27 protein-coding genes and 2 pseudogenes are annotated in these 26,020 nt (G+C 61.6%); 19 read left to right on the top strand and 10 right to left on the bottom strand.

Annotated features, from left to right (window positions below; genetic code table 11):
* Positions 1–54: 54 nt before the first annotated feature.
* A complete protein-coding gene (locus VVT58_RS22900) occupies positions 55–1,569 on the bottom strand; it encodes a catalase (RefSeq protein WP_066564758.1) in 1,515 nt (504 codons plus the stop codon).
* Between the two features lie 586 nt (positions 1,570–2,155).
* Between VVT58_RS22900 and ccoN the strand changes: the two genes are divergently transcribed.
* The 11 genes and pseudogenes from ccoN to tnpC form a co-directional block, all read left to right on the top strand.
* Positions 2,156–3,763: a cytochrome-c oxidase, cbb3-type subunit I gene (gene ccoN / locus VVT58_RS22905; RefSeq protein WP_082749232.1), complete on the top strand. Its 1,608-nt coding sequence runs from the start codon at positions 2,156–2,158 to the stop codon at positions 3,761–3,763.
* Between the two features lie 6 nt (positions 3,764–3,769).
* Positions 3,770–4,498, top strand: a complete 729-nt coding sequence (gene ccoO / locus VVT58_RS22910; RefSeq protein WP_066564383.1) for a cytochrome-c oxidase, cbb3-type subunit II — start codon at positions 3,770–3,772, stop codon at positions 4,496–4,498.
* Between the two features lie 7 nt (positions 4,499–4,505).
* On the top strand, positions 4,506–4,676 hold the full coding sequence (locus VVT58_RS22915) for a cbb3-type cytochrome c oxidase subunit 3 (protein WP_066564381.1): 171 nt from the start codon (positions 4,506–4,508) through the stop codon (positions 4,674–4,676).
* Positions 4,667–5,545 carry a cytochrome-c oxidase, cbb3-type subunit III gene (gene ccoP / locus VVT58_RS22920; protein WP_066564379.1) on the top strand — a complete coding sequence of 293 codons (879 nt, stop codon included), beginning with the start codon at positions 4,667–4,669 and terminating at the stop codon, positions 5,543–5,545. The genes VVT58_RS22915 and ccoP overlap by 10 nt, the downstream gene beginning before the upstream one ends.
* On the top strand, positions 5,542–5,730 hold the full coding sequence (locus VVT58_RS22925) for a hypothetical protein (protein WP_066564376.1): 189 nt from the start codon (positions 5,542–5,544) through the stop codon (positions 5,728–5,730). Before ccoP ends, VVT58_RS22925 begins: the two co-directional genes overlap by 4 nt.
* A gap of 18 nt (positions 5,731–5,748) precedes the next feature.
* A complete protein-coding gene (locus tag VVT58_RS22930) occupies positions 5,749–6,531 on the top strand; it encodes a DUF2189 domain-containing protein (protein WP_066564374.1) in 783 nt (260 codons plus the stop codon).
* Between the two features lie 4 nt (positions 6,532–6,535).
* Positions 6,536–8,734 carry a heavy metal translocating P-type ATPase gene (locus tag VVT58_RS22935; protein ID WP_066564753.1) on the top strand — a complete coding sequence of 733 codons (2,199 nt, stop codon included), beginning with the start codon at positions 6,536–6,538 and terminating at the stop codon, positions 8,732–8,734.
* Positions 8,731–8,880, top strand: a complete 150-nt coding sequence (gene ccoS / locus VVT58_RS22940; protein ID WP_066564372.1) for a cbb3-type cytochrome oxidase assembly protein CcoS — start codon at positions 8,731–8,733, stop codon at positions 8,878–8,880. The genes VVT58_RS22935 and ccoS overlap by 4 nt, the downstream gene beginning before the upstream one ends.
* 203 nt (positions 8,881–9,083) lie before the next feature.
* Entirely contained in the window at positions 9,084–9,536 is a 453-nt protein-coding gene (tnpA, locus tag VVT58_RS22945) for an IS66-like element accessory protein TnpA (protein ID WP_352000123.1), read from the top strand.
* Positions 9,533–9,889 carry an IS66 family insertion sequence element accessory protein TnpB gene (gene tnpB, locus VVT58_RS22950; RefSeq protein ID WP_037462191.1) on the top strand — a complete coding sequence of 119 codons (357 nt, stop codon included), beginning with the start codon at positions 9,533–9,535 and terminating at the stop codon, positions 9,887–9,889. The genes tnpA and tnpB overlap by 4 nt, the downstream gene beginning before the upstream one ends.
* Before the next feature lie 100 nt (positions 9,890–9,989).
* Positions 9,990–10,967: pseudogene (tnpC, locus tag VVT58_RS22955) on the top strand (IS66 family transposase); the annotation flags it as partial.
* 85 nt (positions 10,968–11,052) lie between these two features.
* Here tnpC and VVT58_RS22960 read toward each other — a convergent pair.
* The 3 genes from VVT58_RS22960 to VVT58_RS22970 are packed head-to-tail and all read right to left on the bottom strand — an operon-like array spanning position 11,053 to position 14,272.
* The gene (locus tag VVT58_RS22960; RefSeq protein ID WP_066563385.1) at positions 11,053–12,069 is read right to left on the bottom strand and encodes a site-specific integrase; all 1,017 of its coding nucleotides are present in this window, start codon (positions 12,067–12,069) and stop codon (positions 11,053–11,055) included.
* The gene (locus VVT58_RS22965) at positions 12,066–13,037 is read right to left on the bottom strand and encodes a tyrosine-type recombinase/integrase (protein WP_066563387.1); all 972 of its coding nucleotides are present in this window, start codon (positions 13,035–13,037) and stop codon (positions 12,066–12,068) included. The genes VVT58_RS22960 and VVT58_RS22965 overlap by 4 nt, the downstream gene beginning before the upstream one ends.
* Positions 13,034–14,272, bottom strand: coding sequence for a site-specific integrase (locus VVT58_RS22970; RefSeq protein WP_327754311.1), 1,239 nt, complete (start codon positions 14,270–14,272; stop codon positions 13,034–13,036). The genes VVT58_RS22965 and VVT58_RS22970 overlap by 4 nt, the downstream gene beginning before the upstream one ends.
* A gap of 787 nt (positions 14,273–15,059) precedes the next feature.
* On the opposite strand from VVT58_RS22970, the pseudogene VVT58_RS22975 reads away from it, so the two are divergent.
* Positions 15,060–15,593, top strand: a pseudogene (locus tag VVT58_RS22975) (transposase); the annotation flags it as partial.
* A gap of 82 nt (positions 15,594–15,675) precedes the next feature.
* Here VVT58_RS22975 and VVT58_RS22980 read toward each other — a convergent pair.
* The 6 genes from VVT58_RS22980 to VVT58_RS23005 all read right to left on the bottom strand — a co-directional run bounded on the left by VVT58_RS22980 (position 15,676) and on the right by VVT58_RS23005 (position 18,862).
* On the bottom strand, positions 15,676–15,846 hold the full coding sequence (locus VVT58_RS22980; protein WP_158511799.1) for a hypothetical protein: 171 nt from the start codon (positions 15,844–15,846) through the stop codon (positions 15,676–15,678).
* A gap of 164 nt (positions 15,847–16,010) precedes the next feature.
* Positions 16,011–16,292 carry a WGR domain-containing protein gene (locus VVT58_RS22985; protein WP_066564409.1) on the bottom strand — a complete coding sequence of 94 codons (282 nt, stop codon included), beginning with the start codon at positions 16,290–16,292 and terminating at the stop codon, positions 16,011–16,013.
* A 124-nt stretch (positions 16,293–16,416) separates the two neighbouring features.
* Positions 16,417–16,878 carry a hypothetical protein gene (locus VVT58_RS22990; RefSeq protein WP_066564411.1) on the bottom strand — a complete coding sequence of 154 codons (462 nt, stop codon included), beginning with the start codon at positions 16,876–16,878 and terminating at the stop codon, positions 16,417–16,419.
* Positions 16,879–16,888: 10 nt separating this feature from the next.
* Positions 16,889–18,100: an NO-inducible flavohemoprotein gene (gene hmpA / locus VVT58_RS22995; protein ID WP_066564760.1), complete on the bottom strand. Its 1,212-nt coding sequence runs from the start codon at positions 18,098–18,100 to the stop codon at positions 16,889–16,891.
* A 55-nt stretch (positions 18,101–18,155) separates the two neighbouring features.
* A complete protein-coding gene (locus VVT58_RS23000; RefSeq protein WP_066564414.1) occupies positions 18,156–18,431 on the bottom strand; it encodes a DUF1971 domain-containing protein in 276 nt (91 codons plus the stop codon).
* Positions 18,428–18,862, bottom strand: a complete 435-nt coding sequence (locus tag VVT58_RS23005; RefSeq protein WP_066564417.1) for a group III truncated hemoglobin — start codon at positions 18,860–18,862, stop codon at positions 18,428–18,430. The genes VVT58_RS23000 and VVT58_RS23005 overlap by 4 nt, the downstream gene beginning before the upstream one ends.
* Before the next feature lie 110 nt (positions 18,863–18,972).
* Here VVT58_RS23005 and VVT58_RS23010 point away from each other — a divergent pair, with 110 nt between their 5' ends.
* The 7 genes from VVT58_RS23010 to rpiA all read left to right on the top strand — a co-directional run bounded on the left by VVT58_RS23010 (position 18,973) and on the right by rpiA (position 25,987).
* Entirely contained in the window at positions 18,973–19,404 is a 432-nt protein-coding gene (locus VVT58_RS23010) for an Rrf2 family transcriptional regulator (RefSeq protein ID WP_066564420.1), read from the top strand.
* A gap of 280 nt (positions 19,405–19,684) precedes the next feature.
* Positions 19,685–19,930 (top strand): hypothetical protein, encoded by a 246-nt coding sequence (locus VVT58_RS23015; RefSeq protein WP_066564762.1) that lies wholly within the window; start codon positions 19,685–19,687, stop codon positions 19,928–19,930.
* A gap of 277 nt (positions 19,931–20,207) precedes the next feature.
* Positions 20,208–22,187: an FUSC family protein gene (locus VVT58_RS23020; protein WP_145907819.1), complete on the top strand. Its 1,980-nt coding sequence runs from the start codon at positions 20,208–20,210 to the stop codon at positions 22,185–22,187.
* A complete protein-coding gene (locus tag VVT58_RS23025) occupies positions 22,184–22,408 on the top strand; it encodes a DUF1656 domain-containing protein (protein WP_066564426.1) in 225 nt (74 codons plus the stop codon). Before VVT58_RS23020 ends, VVT58_RS23025 begins: the two co-directional genes overlap by 4 nt.
* A gap of 2 nt (positions 22,409–22,410) precedes the next feature.
* Positions 22,411–23,310: an efflux RND transporter periplasmic adaptor subunit gene (locus tag VVT58_RS23030; protein WP_066564428.1), complete on the top strand. Its 900-nt coding sequence runs from the start codon at positions 22,411–22,413 to the stop codon at positions 23,308–23,310.
* The gene (locus VVT58_RS23035; RefSeq protein ID WP_066564430.1) at positions 23,304–24,725 is read left to right on the top strand and encodes an efflux transporter outer membrane subunit; all 1,422 of its coding nucleotides are present in this window, start codon (positions 23,304–23,306) and stop codon (positions 24,723–24,725) included. Before VVT58_RS23030 ends, VVT58_RS23035 begins: the two co-directional genes overlap by 7 nt.
* A gap of 542 nt (positions 24,726–25,267) precedes the next feature.
* On the top strand, positions 25,268–25,987 hold the full coding sequence (gene rpiA, locus VVT58_RS23040) for a ribose-5-phosphate isomerase RpiA (RefSeq protein WP_066564432.1): 720 nt from the start codon (positions 25,268–25,270) through the stop codon (positions 25,985–25,987).
* Positions 25,988–26,020 lie beyond the last annotated feature (33 nt).

The raw sequence follows: 26,020 nt of genomic DNA on the forward strand, positions 1-26,020 counted from the left end.
TCGCATCACGATCGGCTCCCCCGCACCGGGCGGGGGAGCCTGCGCCCCTCACCGTCAGTCGGCGAGCTCGGGCTTGGACGAAAGTTCCGCCGGGGGCTTCGCCATCATGTCCAGAGCCTTGGCCACGCCCGCGCCATAAGCCGGGTCGCAGCGCGTGCAGTTGTCTATATGGCGCTGCTTGATGAAATCCGGCGCATCACCCATCGCGCTGGCCGTGTTATCGAACAAGACCTGCTGCTGCGCCGGGCTCATCAGCTGGAAGAGCTTGCGCGGCTGGGTGAAATAATCATCGTCATCCTCGCGGAAATTCCAGAAGTCGGCGTTGCCGTCGATCTTCAGCGGCGGTTCGCGAAATTCGGGCTGATCGACCCACTGGCCAAAGCTGTTCGGCTGATAATGCGGCAGCCCGCCATAATTGCCGTCCATCCGGCCCTGCCCGTCGCGGTGGTTCGAATAGACCGGGCAACGCGGCGCGTTCACCGGAATCTGGTGGTGGTTCACTCCCAGCCGGTAACGCTGCGCGTCCGAATAGGCGAACAGGCGCGATTGCAGCATCTTGTCGGGCGACACGCCGATACCGGGCACCAGGTTCGACGGCGCGAACGCGCTCTGCTCGACATCCTGGAAGAAGTTCTCCGGGTTGCGGTTCAGTTCGAACTCCCCCACCTCGATCAGCGGGTAATCGGACTTGTACCACACCTTGGTCAGGTCGAACGGGTGGACGGGATAAGTCTCGGCCTCCAGCTCGGGCATGACCTGGATGTACATCTTCCACTTGGGAAAATCGCCGCGCTCGATCGCTTCGTAAAGGTCGCGCTGGTGGCTTTCGCGATCGCCGCCGACCAGCTTGCCCGCTTCGTCATCGGTCAGGTTTTCGATGCCCTGCTGGGTCTTGAAGTGGAACTTCACCCAATACCGCTCGCCCGCGTCGTTATAGAAGCTGTAAGTGTGCGAGCCGAAGCCGTGCATGTGGCGATAGGACTTGGGAATGCCGCGATCGGACATCACGATCGTCACCTGGTGCAGCGCTTCGGGCAACAGCGTCCAGAAGTCCCAGTTGTTCGTCGCCGAACGCATGTTGGTGCGCGGATCGCGCTTCACCGCCTTGTTGAGATCGGGGAACTTGCGCGAATCGCGCAGGAAGAAGACCGGCGTGTTGTTGCCGACCATGTCCCAGTTGCCTTCTTCGGTGTAAAACTTCAGCGCGAAGCCGCGAATGTCGCGCTCGGCATCGGCGGCGCCGCGTTCGCCCGCCACCGTGGTGAAGCGCGCGAACATGTCGGTCTTCTTGCCGACTTCGCTGAAGATCCTGGCGCGGGTGTAGCGGGTGATGTCTCCCGTCACAGTGAACGTGCCGAACGCGCCCGAGCCCTTGGCGTGCATGCGTCGTTCGGGAATGATCTCGCGGTTTAGATTCGCGAGCTTTTCGAGCAGCCAGACGTCCTGCATTAGCAGCGGCCCGCGGGGGCCCGCGGTCAGCGAATTCTGGTTATCCACGACCGGCGCGCCAAATGCTGTGGTCAGGTGGGTGACCGGACACTTACTGCGGTTGGGGGTATCTTCAGACATCATCCATCCTCTGTTTTGCTTTCGACCGAAGCGTTATAGCTGACCCGGACTCTGCAGCGAAGTCGATTAAATGCGCTTTTGTGATCGGTAATTCCGATCGAATAGTGTCGATCTGGTCATGGAGTCGGCCCGAGATCGCGATCAATTTCGGTACAGCCAATTCGCGCGTTGTGCATAGCAATGAAGGATCGTCTTCGGAGAGGCTCCGCTATGCTGCTTCTCGCGGCGCTATGGGTTGTCCAACCTGTTCCCTGCGGAGCTGGAGCGCAGGCCATGGTCGATCGCACGCCCGCCAATCTCAATATCGGGAGGCTGCGCTCTCGCGACGTTCTCTAGGGCATCGGCGCGGCCAAGGGCCGCTTGCGCTACGCGCTGTCCTGGACTGCCAATGGCAGGCGCGCCAGCCAGCCCGGACCCTCATTGGTGTTTCCGCCATGCGACGCAGATCGAGCGCAGCGCAATGGTAACTGCCGCCAACAATAGAGGTATGAACAATACCTCTTTAATGCTACGAGTACGCCACCTGCCGGAGGGAGGGACTCGGAGCGTGGTATCAGGGCTGACTGTAAACGAGCGCCAGTGGAGCATGGCGATACTCGTAATCCTGGCTTTCGTCGGACTGGCGATGGCTGCAGCCGGCGCGAGCCGCGCAGATCCCATGGAAACGCATGGTTTTCTCGTGATGGGCTTCAGCCTCGTCGTTCTTTGCTTCGTGCTCAAGGGCTTCTATGACCCTGAACCTGCCCCGACCCGTCTACAAAGCTACTACGACGACCCCAGTAAGGCGGGCATTGTTCTTGCCATGTGCTGGGCCGTGTTCGGCATGTTCATTGGCGATTGGGTCGCGTGGCTGTTGGCATTCCCCGATTTCACGTTTGATAGCGCCTGGTCAAGTTTCGGACGTTTGCGGCCTGCGCACACCACAGGGGTCATATTCGGGTTCGGCGGCAATGCTCTGATTGCGACGTCTTTTCACGTGATGCAGCGTACCTCGCGCGCGCGCATGCCCGATCAATTCAGCCCCTGGTTCGTGCTCATCGGGTACAACCTTTTCTGCCTGCTGGCCGTTTCCGGCTACTTCTTGGGCATTACCCAATCGAAGGAATATGCCGAGCCCGAATGGTATGCCGACATCTGGCTGGTCATCGTCTGGGTGACTTACCTCGTGCTCTATCTACGCACGCTCGCGAGGCGGAAGGAACCGCATATCTATGTCGCCAACTGGTACTATCTGGCGTTCATCCTCGTCGTGGCGATCCTCCATGTCGTGAACAATCTCGCGGTCCCGGCCTCGTTCGGCGGCGCCAAGAGCTATTCGCTGTTCTCGGGCGTCCAGGACGCGATGACCCAGTGGTGGTACGGCCACAATGCCGTCGCCTTCTTCCTGACCGCCGGCTTCCTGGGCATGATGTACTACTATCTGCCCAAGCGTGCCGAGCGGCCGATCTACTCGTATCGGATGTCGATCATCGGTTTTTGGGGTATCACCTTTTTCTACATGTGGGCGGGTTCGCACCATCTCCACTACACCGCCTTGCCGCAATGGGTGCAGACGCTGGGGATGACCTTTTCGGTCATGCTGCTGGTGCCGTCATGGATCGCGGCCGCGAATGCGCTTTTGACGCTCAACGGCGCCTGGGACAAAGTGCGCGACGACGCGACGCTGCGCTTCATGATGATGGCCGCGATCTTCTATGGGCTCTCGACATTCGAGGGTTCGTTCATGGCGATCCGCTCGGTCAATGCGCTATCGCACTACACCGACTGGACGATCGGACACGTCCACGCCGGCGCCATGGGCTGGGTCGCGCTTATTACGTTCGGCTCGATCTATGCAGTCGTCCCCTGGCTGTGGAAGCGCGAGCGCATGTATTCTCCCGCACTCGTCGAGGTCCATTTCTGGCTCGCGCTGTCTGGAACGCTCATTTACGTTTTCGCGATGTGGAACTCGGGCATCATCCAGGGCCTGATGTGGCGCACCTATAATGATAGTGGCACGCTTACATATTCATTCCTCGATAGCATGGTGGCCATGCATCCCTATTACGTGGCCAGAGCAATAGGTGGGCTGCTTTTCCTGATCGGCGCCCTCGTCGGCTGCTACAACATCTGGATGACAATCCGCCGCCCGTCCGGCGCGCCAGCGACGTCAGGCGACACTCCCCTGCCCGCCAGCCTCCAGCCTGCGGAATAAGCGCCGATGTTCGGAACCCATTACCGCATCGAACGCAAATCGGTCGTGCTGGCCGTCGCGATCATGATCGTCGCGAGCATTGGCGGGCTGATCGAGATCGCACCGCTCTTCACGATCGACGAGACGGTCGAGAGTGATCCCAAGATGCGCGTCTACACACCGCTCGAGCTCGCTGGCCGCAATATATATATTCGTGAAGGCTGCTACGCCTGTCATTCGCAAATGGTGCGCACGCTCCAGGACGAGGTGGAGCGCTATGGTCCCTATTCGCTCGCGGTCGAGTCCAAATACGATCATCCGATGCTTTGGGGGTCCAAGCGCACGGGCCCCGATCTCGCGCGGATCGGCGGGAAATATTCGGATCAATGGCATACCGCGCACCTCAACAATCCGCGCGATGTCGTGCCGCAGTCTATCATGCCGCGTTACAGCTGGCTGCGTGAGCGCGAGTTGCAAACCAAGTATCTGGGCGATGATCTGCGTGCGCTCCGGGACGTCGGAGTCCCCTATACCGATGACATGATCGCGAACGCGCCGGCGGACGCGGTGGCTCAAGCATCACCTGACGACGATACGGCGGCTCTTGTGAAGCGTTACGGCAGTGCAACCCAGATCCGCTCGTTCGATGGCGACAACGGCACGATTTCGGAGATGGATGCGCTGGTCGCCTATCTCCAGGTCCTGGGCAAGCTGAGCGATGCCGCGCAGCCGACGCCGGCAACCCCGAAGAAGTAGGCCCCGTATGGATATCGGACATCAAGCGCTGGTTGGTTTCTCCAAATCGTTCGGGTTGTTCTACCTGGTCGCGATGGCGGGCGTGGCTCTGCTCTACGCATGCTGGCCTGCGAACAAGGGTCGGTTCGACAAGGCCGCACGCGACATCATCGAAGACGAGGACAAGCCGTGGCGGTAAGCGAGCGCGATCCCCATAGCGGGCACATGACGACGGGCCATGAGTGGAACGGGATCAAGGAGCTCAACACACCGGTGCCAAAGGCGGTGTGGTTCTTCCTGATCGTTACCGCACTCTTCTCGCTCGGTTACTGGGTACTAATGCCCGCCTGGCCTCTGGGCAAGACCTACACACGAGGCCTGCTCGGGAGCGACCAGAAGGATATCGTCGCCACGCGCGTCGCTGAGGCCCGCGATGCACGCTCTGCCTGGACCAGGCAGGTTGCGGCGATGAATTATGATCAGATCAGGGCTGATCCTGCACTGATGACACTTGTGCGAGAGGACGGGCACCGTCTGTTCGGCGACAATTGTGCGGCCTGCCATGGCATGAACGCGAAGGGAAACGGGGGATTTCCTGATCTCACGGATCGTGACTGGCTGTGGGGCGGCACGCCGGACGCGATTGCGCACACGATCGCGGTGGGGGTCAATAGTCCTGCAAGCAAGGAGACCCGCGTCAGTCAGATGCTTTCATTCGGCAAGGACGGCATTCTCGACAACGACGCCGTACTGGCGGTTGCCGATTATGTGAAGACCTTGTCGGATCCTGCCTGGGCAAAAGGCAAGGCGGCATCGGTGACGAAGGGACGCGAAGTCTTCGCCACGAATTGCGTAGCCTGCCATGGGGATCAGGGCCGCGGCAATCCACAAGTCGGCGCACCCGATCTGACCGATCGGACGTGGCTCTTCGGCGGTGACATCGAAACGATCTACACGACAATCTACAATGGTAGGCAGGGCGAGATGCCGGCGTGGGAACATCGCCTCAGTCCAGTCGACCGCAAGATCCTGACCACTTATCTGCTCGACCAGGGCCGCAAGCCATGAGGCTTCCGCGTTCGCGCAAGTTCTACCTCGCACTGGCGGTCGCGGCGCTAGGCGTGGTCCTGCTCGCGAACGCTCATCTGGTCTATGTCGCTTCCACGTCGCAGCCCAGATGCGTTGACCATGCCAAGAGCGACGGGACGGTTAAGGCCGCAGGCGTGTTCGGTGCCGCCAAGTCGTCTTGCTGAGATGATCGGGAGAAGAAGATGACCACGATCCCGCCTGTCGTTCCGCCGCTTCCGACCGAACGGCGCTATGTCCGCGACCTGACGCCAGGAGACGTCTTCGTCTGGCTGCGGGATGGATGGCGCGATCTTGTCACCCATCCGGGGCCGAGCCTGCTTTATGGCCTGTTCGTCTTCCTGCTTTCAGCGGGAATCGTCGCGGGACTGGTGGGCCTGGCGTGGGATTTCGCACTGTTCCCGGCGATCGCGGGATTCCTGGTGTTCGCCCCAGCGCTGGCCATCGGGCTCTACGACAAGAGCCGTGCGCTCGAGCTCGGCGAGCCGGTTTCGCTGCGTCACATGCTACTGCCCCATGCACGCGCAGGCGGCCAGGTTCTCTTCACCGGCGCGCTGCTCTGCGGGATCATGCTGCTTTGGATGCGCGCGGCGGTCATCATCTACGCGCTGTTCTTCGGCATCCGCCCATTTCCGGGTCTCGATCATATCACGCTAATGCTGTTCACGACTACCAGCGGGATCGCGATGCTGGTCGTGGGATCGCTTGTCGGCGGGCTCTTTGCCGCATTCTCTTTCGCAATTTCGGCCTTTTCCATTCCCATGATGCTCGACAAGCGGGTCGATGCGCTAACGGCCATGGGCACGAGCTGGGCGCTCGTCTGGAACAACCTTGCGACCATGCTGGTCTGGGGTCTCCTGGTGCTGCTGCTCTTTATCCTGTCGGTCGCAACCGGGTTCGCCGGCCTGATTATCGTATTCCCGTGGTTAGGTCATGCCACATGGCATGCCTACCGTGCGGTGCGGTGAAGGCGTGACAATCGCGTCCGCCCTCCCTGGAATATCGGGCGAAGAACTTTTGCTGGCGAGCCGGCAGATCGATAGCGGATTGCGCCATACAGACCTGTCGGTCCCGGGTATCAGTTGTGGCGGGTGCATTCGTAAGATCGAGGATGCGCTGAGCCGTCTCCCCGGGGTGACGCGGGCCCGCGTCAATCTTTCGACCCGGCGCGTTACGGTGGATTGGCAAGAGAACGAGGGGCCGCCACCGCTTGGCGAAACGCTCTCTGGACTCGGCTACGAGGCCCATATTCACGAGCCGCAAACCGATGCGAAAGATCCACGTTTCGGGCATCTCGTCCGGGCTCTCGCGGTTGCCGGCTTCGCCTCGATGAACATCATGGGGCTTTCGGTCTCGGTCTGGTCCGGCGCTGCAGGCGAGACCCGGGACCTGTTCCACTGGCTGTCGGCCGCGATCGCGCTTCCGACGCTCGCCTATTCCGGCCAGGTGTTCTTTCAGTCGGCCTGGCAGGCTTTGCGAAACGGGCAGACCAATATGGATGTGCCGATCTCGATCGGCGTTCTCCTGGCGTTCGCAATGAGTCTCTACGATACGATCCATCGTCAGCCCTATGCGTATTTCGACGCGGCAGTGACGCTGCTGTTCTTTCTGCTGATCGGCCGAACCTTCGACTATATGATGCGCGAGAAAGCCCGCGCCGCCGTGAAGGGACTTCGTCGACTGACGAGTTATGGGGCGACGGTGGTCACGGCTGATGGGAGCCTGACCTATCTCGCCGCCGAAGATATCGGGCCCGGCATGACCATTCTTGTGCGGCCGGGCGATCGCATCCCGGTCGACGCAGTTGTGCTCGATGGACGTTCGGATATCGATGCTGCGATCGCGACCGGAGAAAGCCGGCCGGAACAGATCCTGCCGGGTAGCCGACTTCGTGCGGGGACGCTCAATCTGACAGGACCGCTGACGATCTGCGCCACGACCACGCCGCAGGAGAGTTTCCTGGCGGAGATGGTCCGGCTCATGGAGGCTGCCGAAGGTGGACGTGCCCAATTCCGGCGCATCGCGGACCGTGCGGCGCGGCTTTACGTTCCGATCGTGCATAGTGCCGCCGTGCTGAGCTTCCTCGGCTGGATGCTGGCTACCGGCGACTGGCACCGCTCGCTCACGATCGCGGTCGCGGTGCTGATCATCACATGTCCGTGCGCGCTCGGGCTCGCCGTACCGATGGTCCAGATTGTCGCTGCGCGAGCGCTTTTCGAGCGCGGGATACTGGTCAAGGATGGCGCCGCCATGGAGCGGCTTGCCGAGATCGATACGGTCATCTTCGACAAGACCGGGACATTGACGCTGGGCCAGCCTCGTTTGCGCCAAGACCCCGGCACTCAGTCCAGCTATCTGACCATTGCCTCGCAAATGGGCAAGAATTCAAATCACCCCTATGCCAAGGCCCTCGCGGCGGCGGCTTCGCCTATGGCGATAGCCTTCGACAGCATCGTCGAGCATGCAGGGCTTGGCCTTGAAGCCCGGATCGGGGAGGACGTGTGGCGACTTGGCCGAGCCGAGTGGGCCCTCGGCAGGAACGGCCCCGGCGACGTGGCAGGGACCGTGCTCGGCTGCAATGGGGTCCTCGCAGAAGCGTTTACTTTTACCGATACGCTGCGGCCGGGGACGGCGACTGCGCTCGCGGAGTTGCGCGCTCGCGGCTACGATGTCGAGATCATGTCGGGAGACACCCCGGAGGCGGTCGCTATGGTTGCGGCCGATCTCGTCATCTCACAGGCCCGCGCTGCGTTGCTGCCTGCAGAGAAGACAACCTATCTGGATGGGCTGGCACGAGCGGGCCGCAAGGTATTGATGGTCGGCGACGGACTGAACGATGCGCCAGCCCTCGTCGCAGCGCATGTCTCCATGGCTCCAGGAAATGCCGCGGACGTCGGGCGCCAGGCGGCAGATTTCGTTTTTCTTCATTCCGATCTCGGGAGTGTCCCTTACGCCATCGAAACCGCGCGTGCGGCCGACCGTCTGATCCGGCAGAATTTTGCATTCGCGGCTCTGTACAATCTGGTCGCGCTGCCGATCGCGATAGCAGGGTACGTGACACCTCTGCTGGCTGCGCTGGCGATGTCAGGGTCTTCGATTTTCGTCGTTGCCAATGCTCTGCGACTGCGCGCCGGAGCTGTGGGACGGTTTGGCGCGGGTCGCCCGAAATGAATGTCCTGTGGTACCTGATTCCGATCTCGCTGACGTTGGGGGGTATCGGACTCGGCCTGTTCTTCTGGGCCTTCAAAAGTGGACAATATGAGGATGTCGCAGGTGCCGCAGAGCGCATCCTGAACGATGAGGACCGCCCTCTTTGATCAGAGGCGCGGGCAAGGAGGTTCCATGCCATCGTCGCTATCCCTATCGAACCTCGGCCGCGCCCCGCACCGGCTGATGTTCTTCGTCGGCGGGCTCAACCTATTGCTGGCGATGGCGTAAGCGGTGCCGCGGCCCCACCTTGCGGCCGTAAAGGGTAGTCCCGAGTCTGCGCCTCCTGATCAGGATGGAGGATGCTGGTGCTATGACGATGCCATGTGACGAAGCTGGCACCAGCAAGGTTCAGCGGTTCGAGGTTTTCACCGGCGCAGGACAGCGGCGGGACTGGCCGCCCGAAGTGAAGGCTGCGATCATCGCGGAGAGTTATTCCAAGCAGGAGACGGTCTGCGCCGTTGCTCGTCGGCACGGCCTTAGCCCATCGCAGTTGTTCACCTGGCGGCGGCAACTGCGCAAGCAGATGGAGGCTCGCGGCGTGACGCTGCCAGTGTCCCCCACGATGGCGCCTGCGTTTGTTCCGGCGATCATTGAAGAGCCACCGTCGATCGAGCCAGTTCCGGCAAAGCGTCCGTGCAAGCACCGGCCTGGCAGGGACAGCGCGGTCGAGCTGGAGATTGACGGCGTAGCGGTGAAGATCGGTCGCGGCGCGGATGCTGGCATTATCGCGGCGGTCATCGAAGCGCTCAGGGCGACGCGATGATCGGACCAGGAGTTGGTGCCCGCGTGATGGTGGCGACCCGCCCTGTGGACTTTCGCAAAGGGCCGGATGCCTTGGCTGCGTTGGTGAGCGCGCAATATGGCGGTGATGCATTTTCCGGCGTGATCTACGTCTTCCGGGCCAAGCGTGCCGACCGGATCAAGCTGATCTGGTGGGACGGAACCGGCCTGTGCCTGATGGCGAAGCGTCTGGAGCAAGGCGGCTTCAAGTGGCCCGGTATCCAGGACGGCGTGATGCGCCTTTCCGCCGCTCAACTTGGTGCGCTTCTGGAGGGATTGGACTGGCGCCGAGTCCATGGCGGCCGTCGACCGCAGGCTCCGCAGATTGCCGGTTGACGGGGCTTTTCGCTCCTGATTCACTGTCGCCATGCTCACGCAAGCGGACCTCCCCGACGACATTGACGCGCTTCGTGCGCTCGTCCTGGAGCAGTCCCGGATGCTGGCGGACGAGCGGGCCGCATCTGAGGTCCGACTGGCGGAGCTGAACGTCGCCAAGGGCGAAGCGGACGCCGAGATCGAGCGCCTTCAGTCGATCATCAAGGCCTTCATGCGGCATCGTTTCGGCAGCCGGTCCGAACAGCTCGATGCCGATCAGCTCCAGTTGGGACTGGAAGATGTCGAGACGGCGCTTGGGCATGCCCGCGCGGCCAGAGAAGCTATTGCGCCGCGTTCCCGCAGCGATCAGCCCCGCAAAACCAACCGCGGCTCATTGCCCGCGCACCTCGAGCGGATCGAACAGATTGTCGATATCGACGACAAGGCCTGCCCTTGCTGCAGGGGACCGCTCCACCAGATCGGCGAAGACGTCGCTGAGCGCCTGGACGTCGTGCCCACCACCTTCCGCGTGCTGGCGACACGCCGCCCGCGCTATGGCTGTCGCTCGTGCGAAGGCGCGATCGTCCAGACGCCTGCTCCGGCGCGGATAGTCGAAGGCGGGATCCCGACCGAAGCGTTGATCGCCCAGGTGCTGGTGTCGAAGTATGCCGATCATGTTCCGCTATACCGGCAGGCTCAGATCTATGCCCGGCAGGATATCAGGCTCGATCGCTCCACCCTGGCGGACTGGGTGGGCCGGGCAGCATGGTATCTGCGGCCGCTGCGCGACCGGACCCTTGAGGAGTTGCGGCGATCCGAGCGCCTGTTCGCAGACGAGACTACCGCGCCGGTGCTTGACCCAGGACGCGGCAGAACGAAGACCGGCCAGCTATGGGTCTATGCCCGCGATGATCGACCATGGGGTGGCGCAGGTCCGCCGATGGTCGCCTATGTCTATGCGGCAGACCGCAAGGCCGAGCGGCCCGACATCCACCTTGGAGACTTTGCAGGCATCCTGCAGGTCGATGGCTATGGCGGCTATATAGCTCTCGCCAAACGCCGCGGACAGCGACTCAGCCTCGCATTCTGCTGGTCCCATTATCCAGAGCATGGTTTTATCTGGGGCGACGCGATTCTGACGTCCGGGATCGGCGGGAAAGGTCAGTGTGGATCTCGTGATAAAATCATAGGGACCGCAGGTACGAAAGCAGATCCGGCTTTGGCTTCCAAGGCGTGGCCTTTGCGGGTTCGATACCGGCGTGCTTCCAAAAGTTCTGTAGCGCATCGCGCTTCATCTTCAGGTTCGTCGAGATATACCGGTTCGTGGTCGCGATGCTGGAATGACCGAGATAATCGCGGATCACGGTCACGTCGGTGCCCGACTGCAGGAGCGCGACGGCGCAGCTGTGGCGGAAAACGTGAGGAGTGATGCGGTCACGCGCCAGCCTGGGTCGATCCTGGACGACTGGCGAGGCATGCTTGGTAAGGATGTACGCGACTCCATCGCGGGTCAGCGGTTGGCCGTGGCGGTTCATGAAAACATGCTGCTGGCCCGCAGCGCCCGACAGGTTTTGCAGGCGCCGCAACGCGTCGGCCGTCTCGCGCCATAACGGAACGAGCCGCTCCTTGCGGCCCTTCCCACGCAATCGGGCCTGGTGCGGTGGCGTCAGTTGAAGGTCCTGCCACAGCAGGCCGGTTGCTTCGCTCACTCTGGCGCCGCAATTATAGAGGAAAAGCAGCAGCGTGTAATCGCGCCAGCCACTGCGGGTCCGCCGATCGGGATGGGCGATGATGGCCCGCACGTCGGTTGCTTCGAGGTAGGTTGCGGGCTTCTGCCTCGCCCGCTTCGACGGCAGCGCCAACACCTGCGTGTAACGGAGCGCATTGTCGAGATCGTTGCGCAAGAGGTGCTTGAAGAAGCTGCGAAGCGCGGCACGGCGGCAGTTGCGCGTCGCGGTGGAGTTGGATCTTCCGCCCTCGAGATGATCGAGGAACCCAGCGACGGTGTCGGCGTCGAGATCCTCCAGCACAAGCGCGGCGACCTCGCGGCCGCGCCGCTGGGCAACGAACTGAAACAGCAGCTTGAGCGTGTCGCGATAGGCGCGCGTCGTATGTGGGCTCGCGCCGCGCTGACGCGGCAGATAGTTGGAGAAGAACGACTCCACCAAAGCGAACAGCATCTGAGGTCCTGCCTTACTCATCGTGGCTGCCTGGCGTGTCGCATATGTTGTTCGAAGCGCGTGCTCGCGAGTTCCAGGAGTTGCGGCGTCGCCTTCAGATAGACCTCGGTGCCAATGACGTTCTGGTGCCCGAGATAGGCCGAAAGCCAGGGGAGCTTGGCGTGAATGTCAGCACCTTCCTCCGCCCATGCTGTCAGGCGGTGAACCGCGAACGCATGCCGAAACTCATATGGGCGCGCTCCGACGCGCCCCTGCGCAGGCTTAATATCGAGGCGGCGCAGGAGCTTGCGAATAGCGTCGGACGCCGCGTGGGTATGGAGTGGCGCGCCGTTGAGGCGAACGAACAGAGCTTCGCAATCCCCTTGACCACGATCGTGAAGCACCCGGCATCGATCATCGACATAGAGGCCAAGCTCTGCGACAAGATCGTCGCGCATGGGGACGATACGCGTACGCCGCTTGCTGTTGCGTATGAGCAAGGTCCCACGGTCGAGATCGACATCATCCATGGTCAGACGCACCGCCTCGCCGAGCCTGAGGCCGGTGCAGTAAAGCACGAGAATCAGCCTTCGCAGCATAGATGCCCATATGAAGCGGCCTTGGTGCGCTGACGCGGCGGCGAGAATGCAGCGGATCTCGTCGCGGCTGAAAATGTAAGGAAAGAACGTCGACTCCTTCACCGGCGCAAAGGCGTGCTCGGGCACATAGCTGGTGGGATCGCGACGACGGCGATGCAGGCAAAGTTGACGAATGACCCCGAACTCGTTGCCGAGCGTGACGGCCTTGCGGTCGGGCAAACGCCCACACCAGCGGCTAATCGCTTCGGCCAGCGAAATATCGACATCGTCGCCCCACTGGTCTTCGACGAAGCGAAGGAAGCGTTCGATCTCAAACTCGCCGCGTCGATAGGGATGGCCCATGGCGCGCTTGAACGCCAGGAAGCTCGCGGCGTCGTTCCTTAACTCTTCCAGGACGATGACGGTGGTCATGTCGGCACCGGCAATGCGATCTCGCGCAGGGACGCGGTGGCGATCCGCACATAGGCCGAGACCGACTCTGGATCCCGGTGACCAAGGAGATCCGATATCACTTGGGGCCGCGCACCCAGGTCTATCTGGCGCGCCGCGTGAGAATGTCGCAATACATGGCTGCCCAGAAATGGTGCATCGATCCCCGCGATCTTCGCATGCTTCATCACGATGTGGCGTATCGCGCTCGAAGCCGCGAATGGCTCCAGCGGCATCTTCATCTGCACGAAAAGATGGCGGGTGGGTGTATCAGCGGGCCGGCCGTGGCGTAGATACTCTGCCAGCGCCTTGGCGACGGGTGGCAACAGCGGCAGCGTGAATGCAACGCCCGTCTTTGGGCGAAGGACTGACAGTGTGCTATTATCCCAGTCGATATCCCGAAACTGCAAGCGGATGATCTCGCCGGCGCCAAAGCCATAGGTGCTCATCATCAGCAGGATCGCGTAGTCGCGAAGGCCCTGCGGACTTGATCTGTCCACGGCCATCAGGAGCCGCTTCACATTGTCCCAGGAAAGGGCGCGTCTCGGTCGCTCGTGCCGTCGTTGCACGGGCGCGATCACGGCCTCGCTGATATCGACCGGACTCTGTCCACTCCAGTGCAGGAAACGGGAAAAGCAGCGTACCGTGCAAGCAAGATCGCTCACATGCGATCGGGAATATCGCGCGGCGCGGCCAACCAGAAATGCATCGACATCGGTTATCTGCATCGAGTGCCAGTCCTTGCCGGCCTGAATCAAGTAATCCTGAAGCTTACCGATGTGGCCCAGCTTTTTGTGAACCGTCACCTCTGGATTACCGCGATGCTGGGTCAGATAGGCGGCATACTGCGCGAGCAACGGCGGCAGCAAAGCCTTCCCTGGACGAGGCGGTCGCCAGTCAGGTGGGGCAAGCCCCAAGCAATGATAGACACGGCTGAGCGACAGCAGGGCGCTGCTGGAAAGTCTGAGAGAAAGCGGGTCTAGCCCCCGTCGCTCCGCATACCAGTCTTTGAAGCGGCCAACGCGTTCAAGGGTCAACTCTTCTCGCTCGACCAGGCCGTGCAAGGCGCAATAGGTACGAAACTGCTGGATGCGGATCAGATAAACAATCGTTGTTCCTGCCCCAAGGCGCCGCTCGGCGCTCCAGATGCGGCGGATATCGTCGGGGGTGGGCGCGGCAGGGTCGGCTGCGGCGATATGATCGACATGTACGGGCATGGCTTTACCTCGATCGGCAAAGCGTAGCTGACGCTGAAAACGTGATCACGCCCCGCATCGTGTTGGCAAGAGCCATCGGCATCGCCGACACTGCCTATCCTCTGGATGGGTCGGAGTCCCAAGGGGGCCGGAATACAGTGCAACAGCTCCGGGGAAAGGGCTAGGCGGAGCGTCGCAAGGGCCGGAACGTCGCTCACCGGCAAGCCCGGCCTCGCCAGCCGGGGCGCCATCAATTTGACGGCGGCAACGGATCTGCGCACCGCGACAACGCGGCGGCGAAGCCAGCGCACCGCGCCTGGAAGGGAAATATCCGGGCCGCGCGCTGCGTCTGCGGCGGCTTCCATGCTTCGTTCCGACGCGGCTATCCCAACGATGCGATCGATCGCGGCAAGCGAACCGGGCAGGCGAGCGGCGAGAAAATCCGGGAGCAGGCTGAATGTTATGTGCCCCTGTGGGCAGTAGCAGCGAGCGATCCGTACACCCGGACTGGTCAGGCGCGCATAGCTACCGTGCCGCCGAAATGCACAGCCGCCGCTCGGATGGAGCGGGCAGCGCAACAGTCGCGCGCGCCGCCACTCCTGCGTGGCGACATAGTCCTCGATCGTCGACCTGGTACGCAATGGTATCTGCAACGTCGCCCCCCGCGCGGCGGCCCCCGACTGCGAGGTCGCTGCTTTTATCTGGAGCCCAGTGCGCCGAAATCTCCGGCAAGCCCGGATTATATCCCAAAACGCCCCAGATAAAACCATGCTCTGGATAATGCGCCTTATGTCGAGATCGACATAAGAGCCATGTTCGGCGCAAATTCTATGATCTAGCCGCCAGTTCGCCGGTCGCGGCCGAGATATTGCGTCGGATCGCCATGCTCTATGCCATCGAAGACGAGGTGCGCGGCTCGACCGCTGAACACCGCCGCCTTCAGCGCTCCGAACGCAGCCGCATCATCATCGAGGATCTCAAGCTCTATCTCGATGGCCGGCTCCGGCAGATCAGCGCCAAGAGCAAGCTGGCTGAAGCCATTCGCTATGCGACCACCCGCTGGGCTGGCCTCGTCCGCTTCATCGACGACGGCCGCATCGAACTCGACACCAACACCGTCGAGAGATCAATCCGCCCCTTGGCTTTGAACCGAAAGAACGCGCTCTTCGCCGGCTCCGACGAAGGCGGCGACAACTGGGCGGTCATCGCCACGCTCATCGAAAACTGCAAGCTGGGCGGCATCAATCCTCATGACTGGCTGACCCAGACCCTCAGCGCGCTCGCCAACGGCCATCCCGCCAATCGCGTTCATGAGCTCATGCCCTGGATCAACGTGGGCTGAGAACAGCGCTTACGCACGACGGTGTCATGAGCAACATCAATGATTTCGATTGGCATTCTCTCAGGCTTGGCCATTCCCATCTTTAATCCTTTAGCGAAGGGAATAGTCGTTCCCTAAGCGCGGCTGCATCGGCCTGCCGTTCCTCGACGGTCTTGTCATCGATGGCATCGATCGCGCTTTGTAGATGGACCGCAACGGTGCCGCGTTCGTTAACCTGGTCAAGAAGAGCCAACGCCTTCTTCATCAGCGACAAGGCCTTCTCCGTGTCCCTTTGCTTTTGCATATTGCCTGCCGTCTACCTTCGCGCTTGTAGCTATAATCGTAGCAGGCTGGCATCAACATGTCTGAATTAGATCCATATTGCCTGCATAACCAAGAATGGAGTGCGCACAGATCGCTCATCCGGGTCGCAATCAGCTAGTCGTTCACCAGATTGTAGGCGATTCCGATCCGGCGCGGCGCGCTCGCGCGTTTTCCCAATGTACGCTCGATGAATTTTCGCGCCGCTACCTCGTTGGAGAAGGAAACAGTGATGCTCGAATGCGTGCGGCCGATGCGTCCCCAACGGAGCGCGACGATGACATGCCCAAATAGATCCTGTGACGCGTGTATATGATACGCCCGTGCTATGTTGCGCTCGGCATCGACCGCCTCAAGGGCACAGCACCAATCGACGAGTTGGGTTGGCGGCTCGAACATGGGAGGAACGTGCCAATGGGATTGCGGCCCGTCCAATTGATAAGCTGAATCAGTTTTGCCGCACTGATTCAGATTTTGAAGCTAGCATGAGGCATTCTCATGTTCGCCGACGATGTCGCTTCGCTCAGAGGAGACCATGACTGCCGGCTGCAGCACCCATGATCGTCGCGACCGAGAGGAGAAGGACGATCCGGTGCAGTCTCTCCATCCGCACGAAATCGCGGGTGGGATGGACCGCGCCAGCGGTGCGATGATGGTGCGCCAGAGGCTCGATGACGAAGAGCATGAGCGCGAAAATCGCCCATAGACATACCATGGCGTGCATCCACCAGAAGCGGGGATCGATGAAGCGACCCCACATCTGGCTACGATAGACCATCCACAGACCGCTCGCCCCGGCGATCAGAACCCAGATCCGGGCTTGAGGGGCGAAATGCTCCTCAAAGCGCCGGAACACTGCCAATCTCTCGGCGGGTGGATAGCCGCGACGGATGGACGGCATCACCACAAGCGTGACGAACGCGACCCCTCCGATCCAAACAACGATCGAGAGGACGTGCAGTGCGCGTGCCAGTGCGTCGCCCATCGCGCTAGCGTCAGGCCGCCAGTAATTCGTCGGCAGGACCGAAGAACTCATAGTGGATGCGATCGGATGGCACACCCGCCAGCGACAGGGTCGAGACCGCGTGGCGCAGAAACGGTCGAGGCCCGCAAATATAATAATGGGCGTCGGCAACCGACGTGTTGGCGACCAGCCACTCGTCGGAAATGATTCCGGCGACGTCATAGTCGCGGCCCGCAACCTCGTCGGCGAGCGGTGTCTGGTGGAAGTCGATCACCTGGATCGCCTTGGCGCCGGTCGCTAGCGTGCGCACATGATCCCGCATCGCGTGCGTCAGCTTGTCGTGGGTGCCGTGGATATACTGAACAGGGATGCCGGCATCCTCGTTGGCGAGGGCTTCGAGCATAGCGACCATCGGCGTGAGGCCGACACCTCCCGAGAGCAGCACGACGGGTCGTTCGTCATGATCGTCGAGAAAGAATTCGCCAGCCGGGGCGGCCACCTTCAGGACTGTGCCCACTTTGACGTCCCGGTGGATCCATCCTGAAGCCAGACCAAGCTCTTCGCGCTTGACCGAAATGCGATAGGTCTCGCCGTTGGGCGCAGCCGAAATCGAGTAGTTCCGCTTGACCGGCGGGTGGCCGGGGATCTCCAGCCAGAATGTCAAATATTGCCCGGGCTTATAGCCCATCACCGGTTGGCCATCGACCGGACGCAGTATGTACGAGTTGATCACGCTGCTCTCGCGAACCACAGCGTCGACGCGGAAGTCGCGCCAGCCATTCCAGCCTCCGCTCGCGCCCTTCTGTTCGCCATAGATGCGGCCTTCGCGCGCGATGAGGATATTGGCGAGGAACCAATAGGCCTCGCCCCAGGCCGCCAGGATTTCGTCGGTCGCAGCATCGCCGAGCACCGCCTTGATGGCCCCGAGGAGCGCCTCTGCGACATGCGGATAGTGCTCGGGCAGGATCTGGAGACCGACATGCTTTTGTGCGATCCTCTCGACAGCCGGTGCCAGCGCGCCAAGATTTTCGATGTTGCTAGCGTAAGCGAGGATCGCACCCGTCAACGCCCGCGGCTGCGACCCAGCATCGCCATGGTGCGACTGGTTGAACAGATCGCGGATCTCTGGGTTCTGAAACATGCGGGCATACATCTCATTGACGATATCCAGGCCATGGGCTTCCAGTGCGGGAACGGTCGCCTTGACGAGCGCGATCGTCTGTTCGCTGAGAGGTTGCGACATCATATTCTCCTGACTTTGAGGTTAAAAAACGGTGGTGCAATCCGAGGATCGACGATCAGACGTCTGGGCGATGATCGTAGAAATCGACCTGCATCTTCATCTGCCCGAGCGGGGTTACGAAATGCGGCTGTTGCGGAAGGACGAGCCCTGGCCTGTCCGGCGTCAGCACGATTTCCGAAGACGGATCGACATAGGTGAGCGTGAGCGCTCCTTCGATGACCCGGATCAGGCCCCACACGCCCGCCTTGGTGTCGTGACGCGCGCGCAAGGCCGCCGGGAGCGTGTGCTCATCAAAGATCGGTGTGGATCGATAGGGACGGCTTTCACTCACGAAACTGCACCTCTGTGGTTTTGATCGATCGCGCGGCCGGCCCGGCTTTGGGGCGCGGGGCCGAGCTTGAAGAATATTGCGAGCTGGAGGCTCTCCGCGATGCGTGCTGCCTTTAATTGGAGCGCGACCGCGGCTGCAGGTTCCATCAGTTCGTCAGTGGTCTGCTTCCAAAGATCCAGCCAGCGATCGAAGAGGGCCGGGGTAATCCGATCTTTGTGCTTAAGATGTGCCGGGACAGGTTGGCCCTTATAGCGTCCGGTCGTCAGCATCACCGATGACCAGAAATGGGCCAGCTTCTCTAGATGTTCGGGCCAATCATGCACTGCGTCATTGAAGATCGGTCCCAACTCGGCGTCTGCCCGGACGCGAGCGTAAAAGGCGTTCACCAAATGCGAGAGACTGCTCTCATTGATCGCTGAGGGACCGTTCACGACTCATCCTTCAATCATGCATTGTGGATACATCTATGATGAACGTTTGAAAGATGCAACAGAAATGCATATAAAATTACCGGGTCGGAGAAGGCCCGACAGGAACGAGCATGAAGCTGACGCTGTTCACTGATTATTCGATGCGCGTGCTGCTCTATCTCGCGGCGCGACCGGATCGCCTGTGCTCGATTGCGGAAGTCGCCCGGGCTTATGGGATTTCACAGAACCACCTGATGAAGGTGGTCAACGATTTGGCTCGTTCGGGCTACATCGATAGCGTCAGGGGGCGCAGTGGTGGTATTCGTCTCGGTAAGCGCCCCGCCGAGATCAACATCGGCTCGCTCGTCCGACATACGGAAGGAGGCTTTGATCTGGTCGACTGTGACGGATGCATCGTCGCGCCGGCGTGCCGGTTGACCGGCATCCTCAAAGAGGCACTTCGCGCATTCCTTTCGGTGCTCGACCGCTATACATTGGTCGATCTCGTTGTCAGTCCTCGCGATTTTGATCAGATCTTCGGCAAGCTCGAAGAGAAATCCTGATCTTTCTCTGCCAAGCTGGGGTTTGTCTGTCCGAGGCTGTTGCCGCGATAGCCGACAATGACGCTGCTATCGCGGCGCTCAGTGCCGCTGTCGAGCGCGGGGTGACTCTAGTCGGCAAGATCGTCGAATCGACGATGACCGCAGGTACCGACGACCAATAATTTTGGAGTTAAATCGCAAAACTATTCATTTGCCTGAGCGGGTCATTTTGCCCACGCTCAAACTCCAGTCGAGGAGAATCTGGTCCGGGGCCTGCCCGATAGGAGAGGACGCCTTACGCATGGGGCAGGTACCGAAGAAACGAGCGCCGGGCAGCCCGTTTTCATGGTCCGGGGTTTTATGGACGCTTGCGATGGCGGCCGGCGCCGCGGGCCTCGTTGCCCTGCAGAAGTCCCGCATTTTGAGCGAGGAGATGCTCATTCTGCTGGTCTTCGTCGCGGTGCCGGTGGCGGCATTCTGTCTCTCTGGCAAGGGGCAGGATCGCTCCGACGACCAGCCTGCCCCCAGGGACAAACGGTGCCAATAAGACGCGGCCGCGCACCGAGGGCCTTGATAGAGACGCGGTCGCGCCCGCGAACTTTCCAACAGAATATTTGCGCCTTACCATCAATATTTTGATCTACGAGAAGAGCAAAAAGCTCGGGTAATAGGGCCGCACCATAGGGAGGTGATGACCACGGTCTTAGACTGATCGTGACAATTACCCATTGTCACGGTTGATGAGTATGCCGAGTTCGCTTGCAGGCGGAATACGCCTGCCTTTACCCAATATCCATGTTGATCCGCAGAGGCTGCTCTTTTCGATGAGCAGCTTGATCGCTGCATCGATTACCTTGGCTATCGCATTTTCGGCCAGCCTCCCGCGCCCCTGGTGGGCGCTGCTGACGGTCTATGTGACAGCGCAACCAATGGCGGGCGCTTTCCGGCCGAAGGTGTTGTATCGGCTCGGCGGGATCCTGATCGGCGCGGGCATGACGATCCTGTTGGTGCCGAATCTCCAGAATTCTCCCGAATTGCTCGTGCTTTGCCTCGCATCCTGGGCGGGCCTGTGCATCTATCTTGCGGTACTCGACCGGACACCGCGCGCCTTCTTGTTCCAGATGGCGGCGTTTAGCGCGGCCGTCATCAGCTTTCCCTATCTCGACGATCCCGCGAACATCTTCGACACCACCATTGCCCGGGTCCAGGAGATGACCGTCGCGATCCTGTCGGTGACGGCCGTTCATGCCCTGTTGCAGCCGTGGAGCGCGACGCCGGTCATCCGGGCGCGGGCGCTATCCTTCTTGACGCATGCGCGGCGCTGGACCGTCGAGGCACTGGGCAGTGAGCACACCAGGCTTGAATATGAGCATCGGCGGATGCTGGCAGCTGACGTCACCGAACTGGGCATGATCGCCATTCATCTCCCGTTTGACCAGCGCTGGGCGCCGGCGACCCGGCGCCGAGTCATGGCCTTGCAGCAGCACCTCGCCAATGTGCTGCCCTTCGCATCGGCTGCCGCCAACCGCCTGGATCAATTGCGCGCAATGGCACCCCTGCGACCCGACCTGACGGCGTTGGTGGGCGAGGTGTCGGACTGGCTGGCGGATGAGGACGCCAGACCGGAACGTGCGGGACAACTCGTCAGGCAGTGCGAGACGTTCGCGCAGGAGATGGAGGCGAAGGCCGACTGGGCGTCGTTGCTCACCGCGAGCGCGTGCATCCGCATGGCGGATTTTCTTACGGCGCTCGCGGCCAGTCGCCGACTGGTGAACCGCATTGGCTCGCCGGGTCGCCCGAAATTCAAGAATGAGGTTGTCGAGCGTTTCGCGCTGGCGCGCGATCACGGTGTCGCTGCCCTGGCAGGTCTCGCGACGACGGTTGCGATCATGCTCTATTGCGCGGTCTGGATCCTGCTGGCCTGGCCTAACGGATCGGCGACTGCCGCCTTTGCCGCATTGATCACCTGCTCCTTTGCAGCACAGGATGATCCGGCTCCGGTGATCGGGCGCTATCTTACAGCCACCCTCAAGACGTTCCCGCTCGCGGCGCTGTACCTCTTTGTCGTCCTCCCGCGGGTGGACGGTTATGAGATGCTGATCATCACGCTCGCGCCGGCGCTGTTGTGGATGGGCTATATTCAGGCCGATCCCAAGCGGTCGCCGGAGGCGCTGCCGATGTTCTCCTGCTTCATCGTGGCCATGGGTTTTCTCGCGCGATTCCAGGCCGATTTCGCAGCGTTCATCAACACCGGGCTGGCGCAGATCGGCGGGATCGTCGCGACGCTCGCGGTCACTAAATTGTTTCGCTCGGCCAATGTGTTGTGGACGGCGCGGCGCATTCTGCGGAGCAATTGGGGCGAACTGTCTCGCCTGGCGGACATTCGCACGCCATTCGTGCCGCAGCGTTGGACGGCCATGGCGGTCGACCGTTTGGGACAGGTGGCCGCACGGATGGCCATCGCGTCACCGAGCGAAGCCCTGCATGCGGCCGATGGGCTTTCCGACCTGCGCATTGGCCGCAATATCATCCCGTTGCGGCGATCCTTGCCCCACGTCCCCCATGACGTTCGCCATGGCCTAGGCGCTGTCTTGTCGGGGCTGAGCGCCTTCTATGCGACCCGCTGGCGGAACGGTGCTCCCGATGCTCCGCCGCCTGCCTTGCTCGCCGCGATGGATTCCGCCCTGCACGCGTTAGTCGCACTCCCGGGCGACGAACATCGGCGGCAGGCGGTGCGGGCACTGGTCGGCATGCGCTGCAATCTGTTCCCATCCGCCGGGAAGCCGAGCGGAGCGATGCCATGATCGAAGAGATCAATATTCTCGGCGTCTATATTCCCGCCGCGCTGTTATGGGGGGTGCTAGCGGCTGTCCTGATCTATCTGGTCCGCGCGCCTCTCCAGCGTCTGCCTGTCTACCGCGCGCTGTGGCATCCCAGCCTGCTCGAGCTCGCCTGCTTCGTTCTCTTGTGGTGGGGGCTGAGCGTCCTTGCCGACATGTTCCTCTATTCCTGGCTCATCTCTTGATCATGCTGCATAAACAAAATCTCGTGCGTTCTATCACGACACTCCTCGTCATCCTGGCTACGCTTGGCGGGATCTATGCGTTGTGGTTGCGCTATCAGGTCGCGCCCGTCACCCGCGACGGCAAGGTCCGGGCTGATATGGTGCCGATCGCGGCCGACGTCAGCGGGCTCGTTACCGAAGTCCGCGTCCACGACAATCAGGTCGTGAAGAAGGGCGATGTGCTCTTCACGATCGATCAGCCTCGATATCGGCTCGCGCTGGAGCAGGCCGAGGCGAATGTCGCGAGCCAAAAGGTCGCCCTGGCGCAGGCCATCCGGGAGGACCGGCGTAACCGCGCCATGCCCGAGGTGATCGCGACCGAAGTGATCGAGCAGGGGCGGGCGCGGGTCGAGACGTTACGCGCAAGCATCGGCCAGGCCGTTGCCGCGCGGGATCTGGCCCAGTTCAACCTTGAGCGGACATTGGTCAGGGCGCCTGTCGGTGGTACGGCGTCAAATATGACGCTGCAGCCGGGCGTCTATCTGACGGCGGGCAAGCCCGCCTTCGCGCTCGTTTACGATGCCTCCCTCCGCGTCGAAGGGTATTTCGAGGAAACCAAGTTGCCCGACATTCGGGTCGGCGATCGCGCGAGTGTCTATCTGATGGGCATCGCCGATGAGGTCGAGGGCCATGTGCAGAGTATCGCGGGCGGTGTCGAGGATCGCGAACGGGCCGGTGCCGATGGGCAGCTCGCCAATGTGAACCCGTCCTTCACCTGGGTTCGTCTCGCGCAGCGCATTCCCGTCCGGATCGCGATCGACAAGATTCCCAGGAACGTCCGGATGATCCCGGGACAGACGGTCACGGTGATCGTGCATCCCCGCAAGGATGGGCGCGAGATCCACAGGAGCTTGCCGTGGTGAAGCGCGCACTTTCGTTTCTCTCGATTACGCTGCTCACGGGCTGTGCGGTGGTGGGACCGGATTATCATGTGCCCGAGGGTGCGATGATCAGCCAATCGGGTGCGCAAGGGGATTTCCTGTCGGGTAAGGCCGTTGCGAACGCCGAACCGCTGCCTGAGCGGTGGTGGACGCTCTATAATGATCCCGCGCTCGACGCGCTCGTCGTTCAGGCGCTCGAGGCGAACACCGATTTGCGGGTTGCCGAAGCCAATCTCCAGCGCAGCCTCGCTCTTCTCGATGCGCGCGGCGCAAGCCGCGAATTGCAAGGCAGCGCCAGCGCGGACACGAGCTATGCGCAGCGATCCGCAGAGGCGGAATTGCAGCATGTTCAACCGCCGACGCGCCAGATTTACAATGCCGGTATCGGTGTCAGCTATGATCTTGATCTCTTCGGCGGTCTGAGGCGCGGGATCGAGGCGGCGAGCGCCGATAGCGAGGCGGCGGCAGCGGCCCGCGACCTCGTGCGGGTCAACGTCGCCGCCGAAGCGACGCGGGCCTATGCTGAGATTTGCAACAGCGGATCCCAGATCGATCTGCTCAACAGCGTCGTCGCGCTTCAGGCAAAGAGCGTCGCTTTGACCCGCATCCTCATCAGCCATGGCCGCGTCGCCCCTTATGAGCTCGATCGGCGGCAAGCGGCGTTGGATTTGACCAGATCCCGCCTTCCGCGTCTCGCCGCCCGGCAGCGCAACGCGCTGTTCCGGATGACGGCGCTGTTGGGACGCACGCCGAACGAGGCTGATCTCGCGCTTCTAAACTGCCATCATGCGCTGCAAATGACCCAGATCCTGCCCGTAGGAGACGGTCAGGGGCTGTTGCGGCGGCGCCCTGACATCCGAATAGCCGAACGTCGCCTGGCCGCCTCGACGGCGCGGATCGGCGTGGCGACGGCCGATCTCTATCCGGACATCAAATTGGGAGCGTCGATCGGGTCGACTGGGGCAACGGCTGATTTTCTCTCGCCCGTGACCAACCGTTTCGGGTTGGGACCGTTGATCAGCTGGACGATCAACCGTCATGCGGTGCGTGGCAACATCGAGGCGGCAAAAGCGCAAAGCCGGGCTGATCTGGCGGCATTTGATGGCGTGGTCATCAAAGCGCTGCGCGAGATTGAATCATCGCTCACATCTTATGCCGCGGGTATCGATCAATTGGAAAATCTCGAGCGGTCGCGCGATGAAGCGGCCCGGGCGGCGCAGCGTACCGCGCAGCTGCGGCGGGGCGGTAAGATTGATGAGCTTCCTGCGCTCGAAGCCGAACGCGATTTTATCGCGGCGCAGCAAGCCGTGGCCGAGGCGAAAGCCGCCATGAACGAGGATCAGATTGCGCTCTTTCTGGCGCTGGGTGGCGGGTGGGCGGCACCGGCTTCCCACTGATCCGGCTCGGAACGCGCTTACCCATGCATCGGGTGGAAGGGTATCTTGATCCGGTGGCCGATAGTCTGGCGAATAGGACCGATTCTGGACGCTGCCTCAGGGAGCATAGACGGCTATTTATCCCACTGATTGTGCGCTTTGGCGTCTTGCGACCATGGCGTGCGTGCGTGAGGCCCATGATGCGCTATAGGCCTGCGCGAAGCCCCGCTCCCTTGCGCGGCTGACCACTCCCGGCGACATTCAATTGTCGCCGGGAGACCATTCACGAGCGCTCACGATACTGCGATATCAATTGGGATTCGGGCAGTTAAATGCAAGATTTCTGTTGGATAAGCCGCAAATAATGAAGTTGTGTAGGCGCTTTCAGCTCTTACCTTGGTCTTGAAATTTGGAGCGATCCGGTCGGCGTTTCCATCGCATCGACGATCGGGGGGCTCACTGCATGCGTGTTCGCACACGAACGCGGGACCAATATTAGGCGCACTGGCTTCTCAGCAAGACAGACGACTTGGATGTCAACTGCGCCATCAGGAGCAGTCGACATGGTGGAATGTCTCCATGACCCCGGGACTATCGCGGCGCTCAAACGCGCCGCCGCAGATGCCGCGATCGCGCGGGTCGAGGATGGTATGCTCGTGGGCCTAGGCACGGGAACGACGGTCTCCTTCCTTATCGCCGGTTTGGGGAGGCGCGTCACGGCCGGCTTGCGAATAGAGATTGTCGCCACATCGCATGCCACAGTGCGTCAGGCCGCCGCAGCGGGCTTGCCGATCCGACCCTTCAATAGCCTCGCGAGTGTCGATCTCGCAATCGACGGCGCCGACGAACTCGATGTGCAGTTGCGTGCGATCAAGGGCCATGGTGGTGCAATGCTGCGCGAGAAGATCGTCGCGGCGGCGGCTGCGCACATGGTCGCCATCATCGATGCGAGCAAGGAAGTCGTGACCCTCGGACGCGGTGTTCTCCCGGTTGAGACGTTGCCGTTCGCGGCCACCTTCGTCGCGCATCGGGTCGAGGCGTTGGGCGCAAGTGTCAGCATGCGGATGGCGGGCAATGTTCCGTACCGCACCGACCAGAATAATATCGTGCTCGATTGCGGTTTCGGCGCGCTCGCCGATCCTGAAGGTCTGGCGTCAGCCTTGTCTGCGATCCCCGGTGTGCTGGGTCACGGTCTTTTCCTCGATGAGATCGATGCCGCCTTTGTCGGCCGACGAGACGGTGTCGCGCACCTGATCCGCGCCGCGCAGGGTGTGATCCTATGACATGGAACGGGTCAACAGTTCGCGGGGGGCCGC

This window comes from Sphingobium sp. SJ10-10, from assembly GCF_036038995.2.
Taxonomy (GTDB): domain Bacteria; phylum Pseudomonadota; class Alphaproteobacteria; order Sphingomonadales; family Sphingomonadaceae; genus Sphingobium.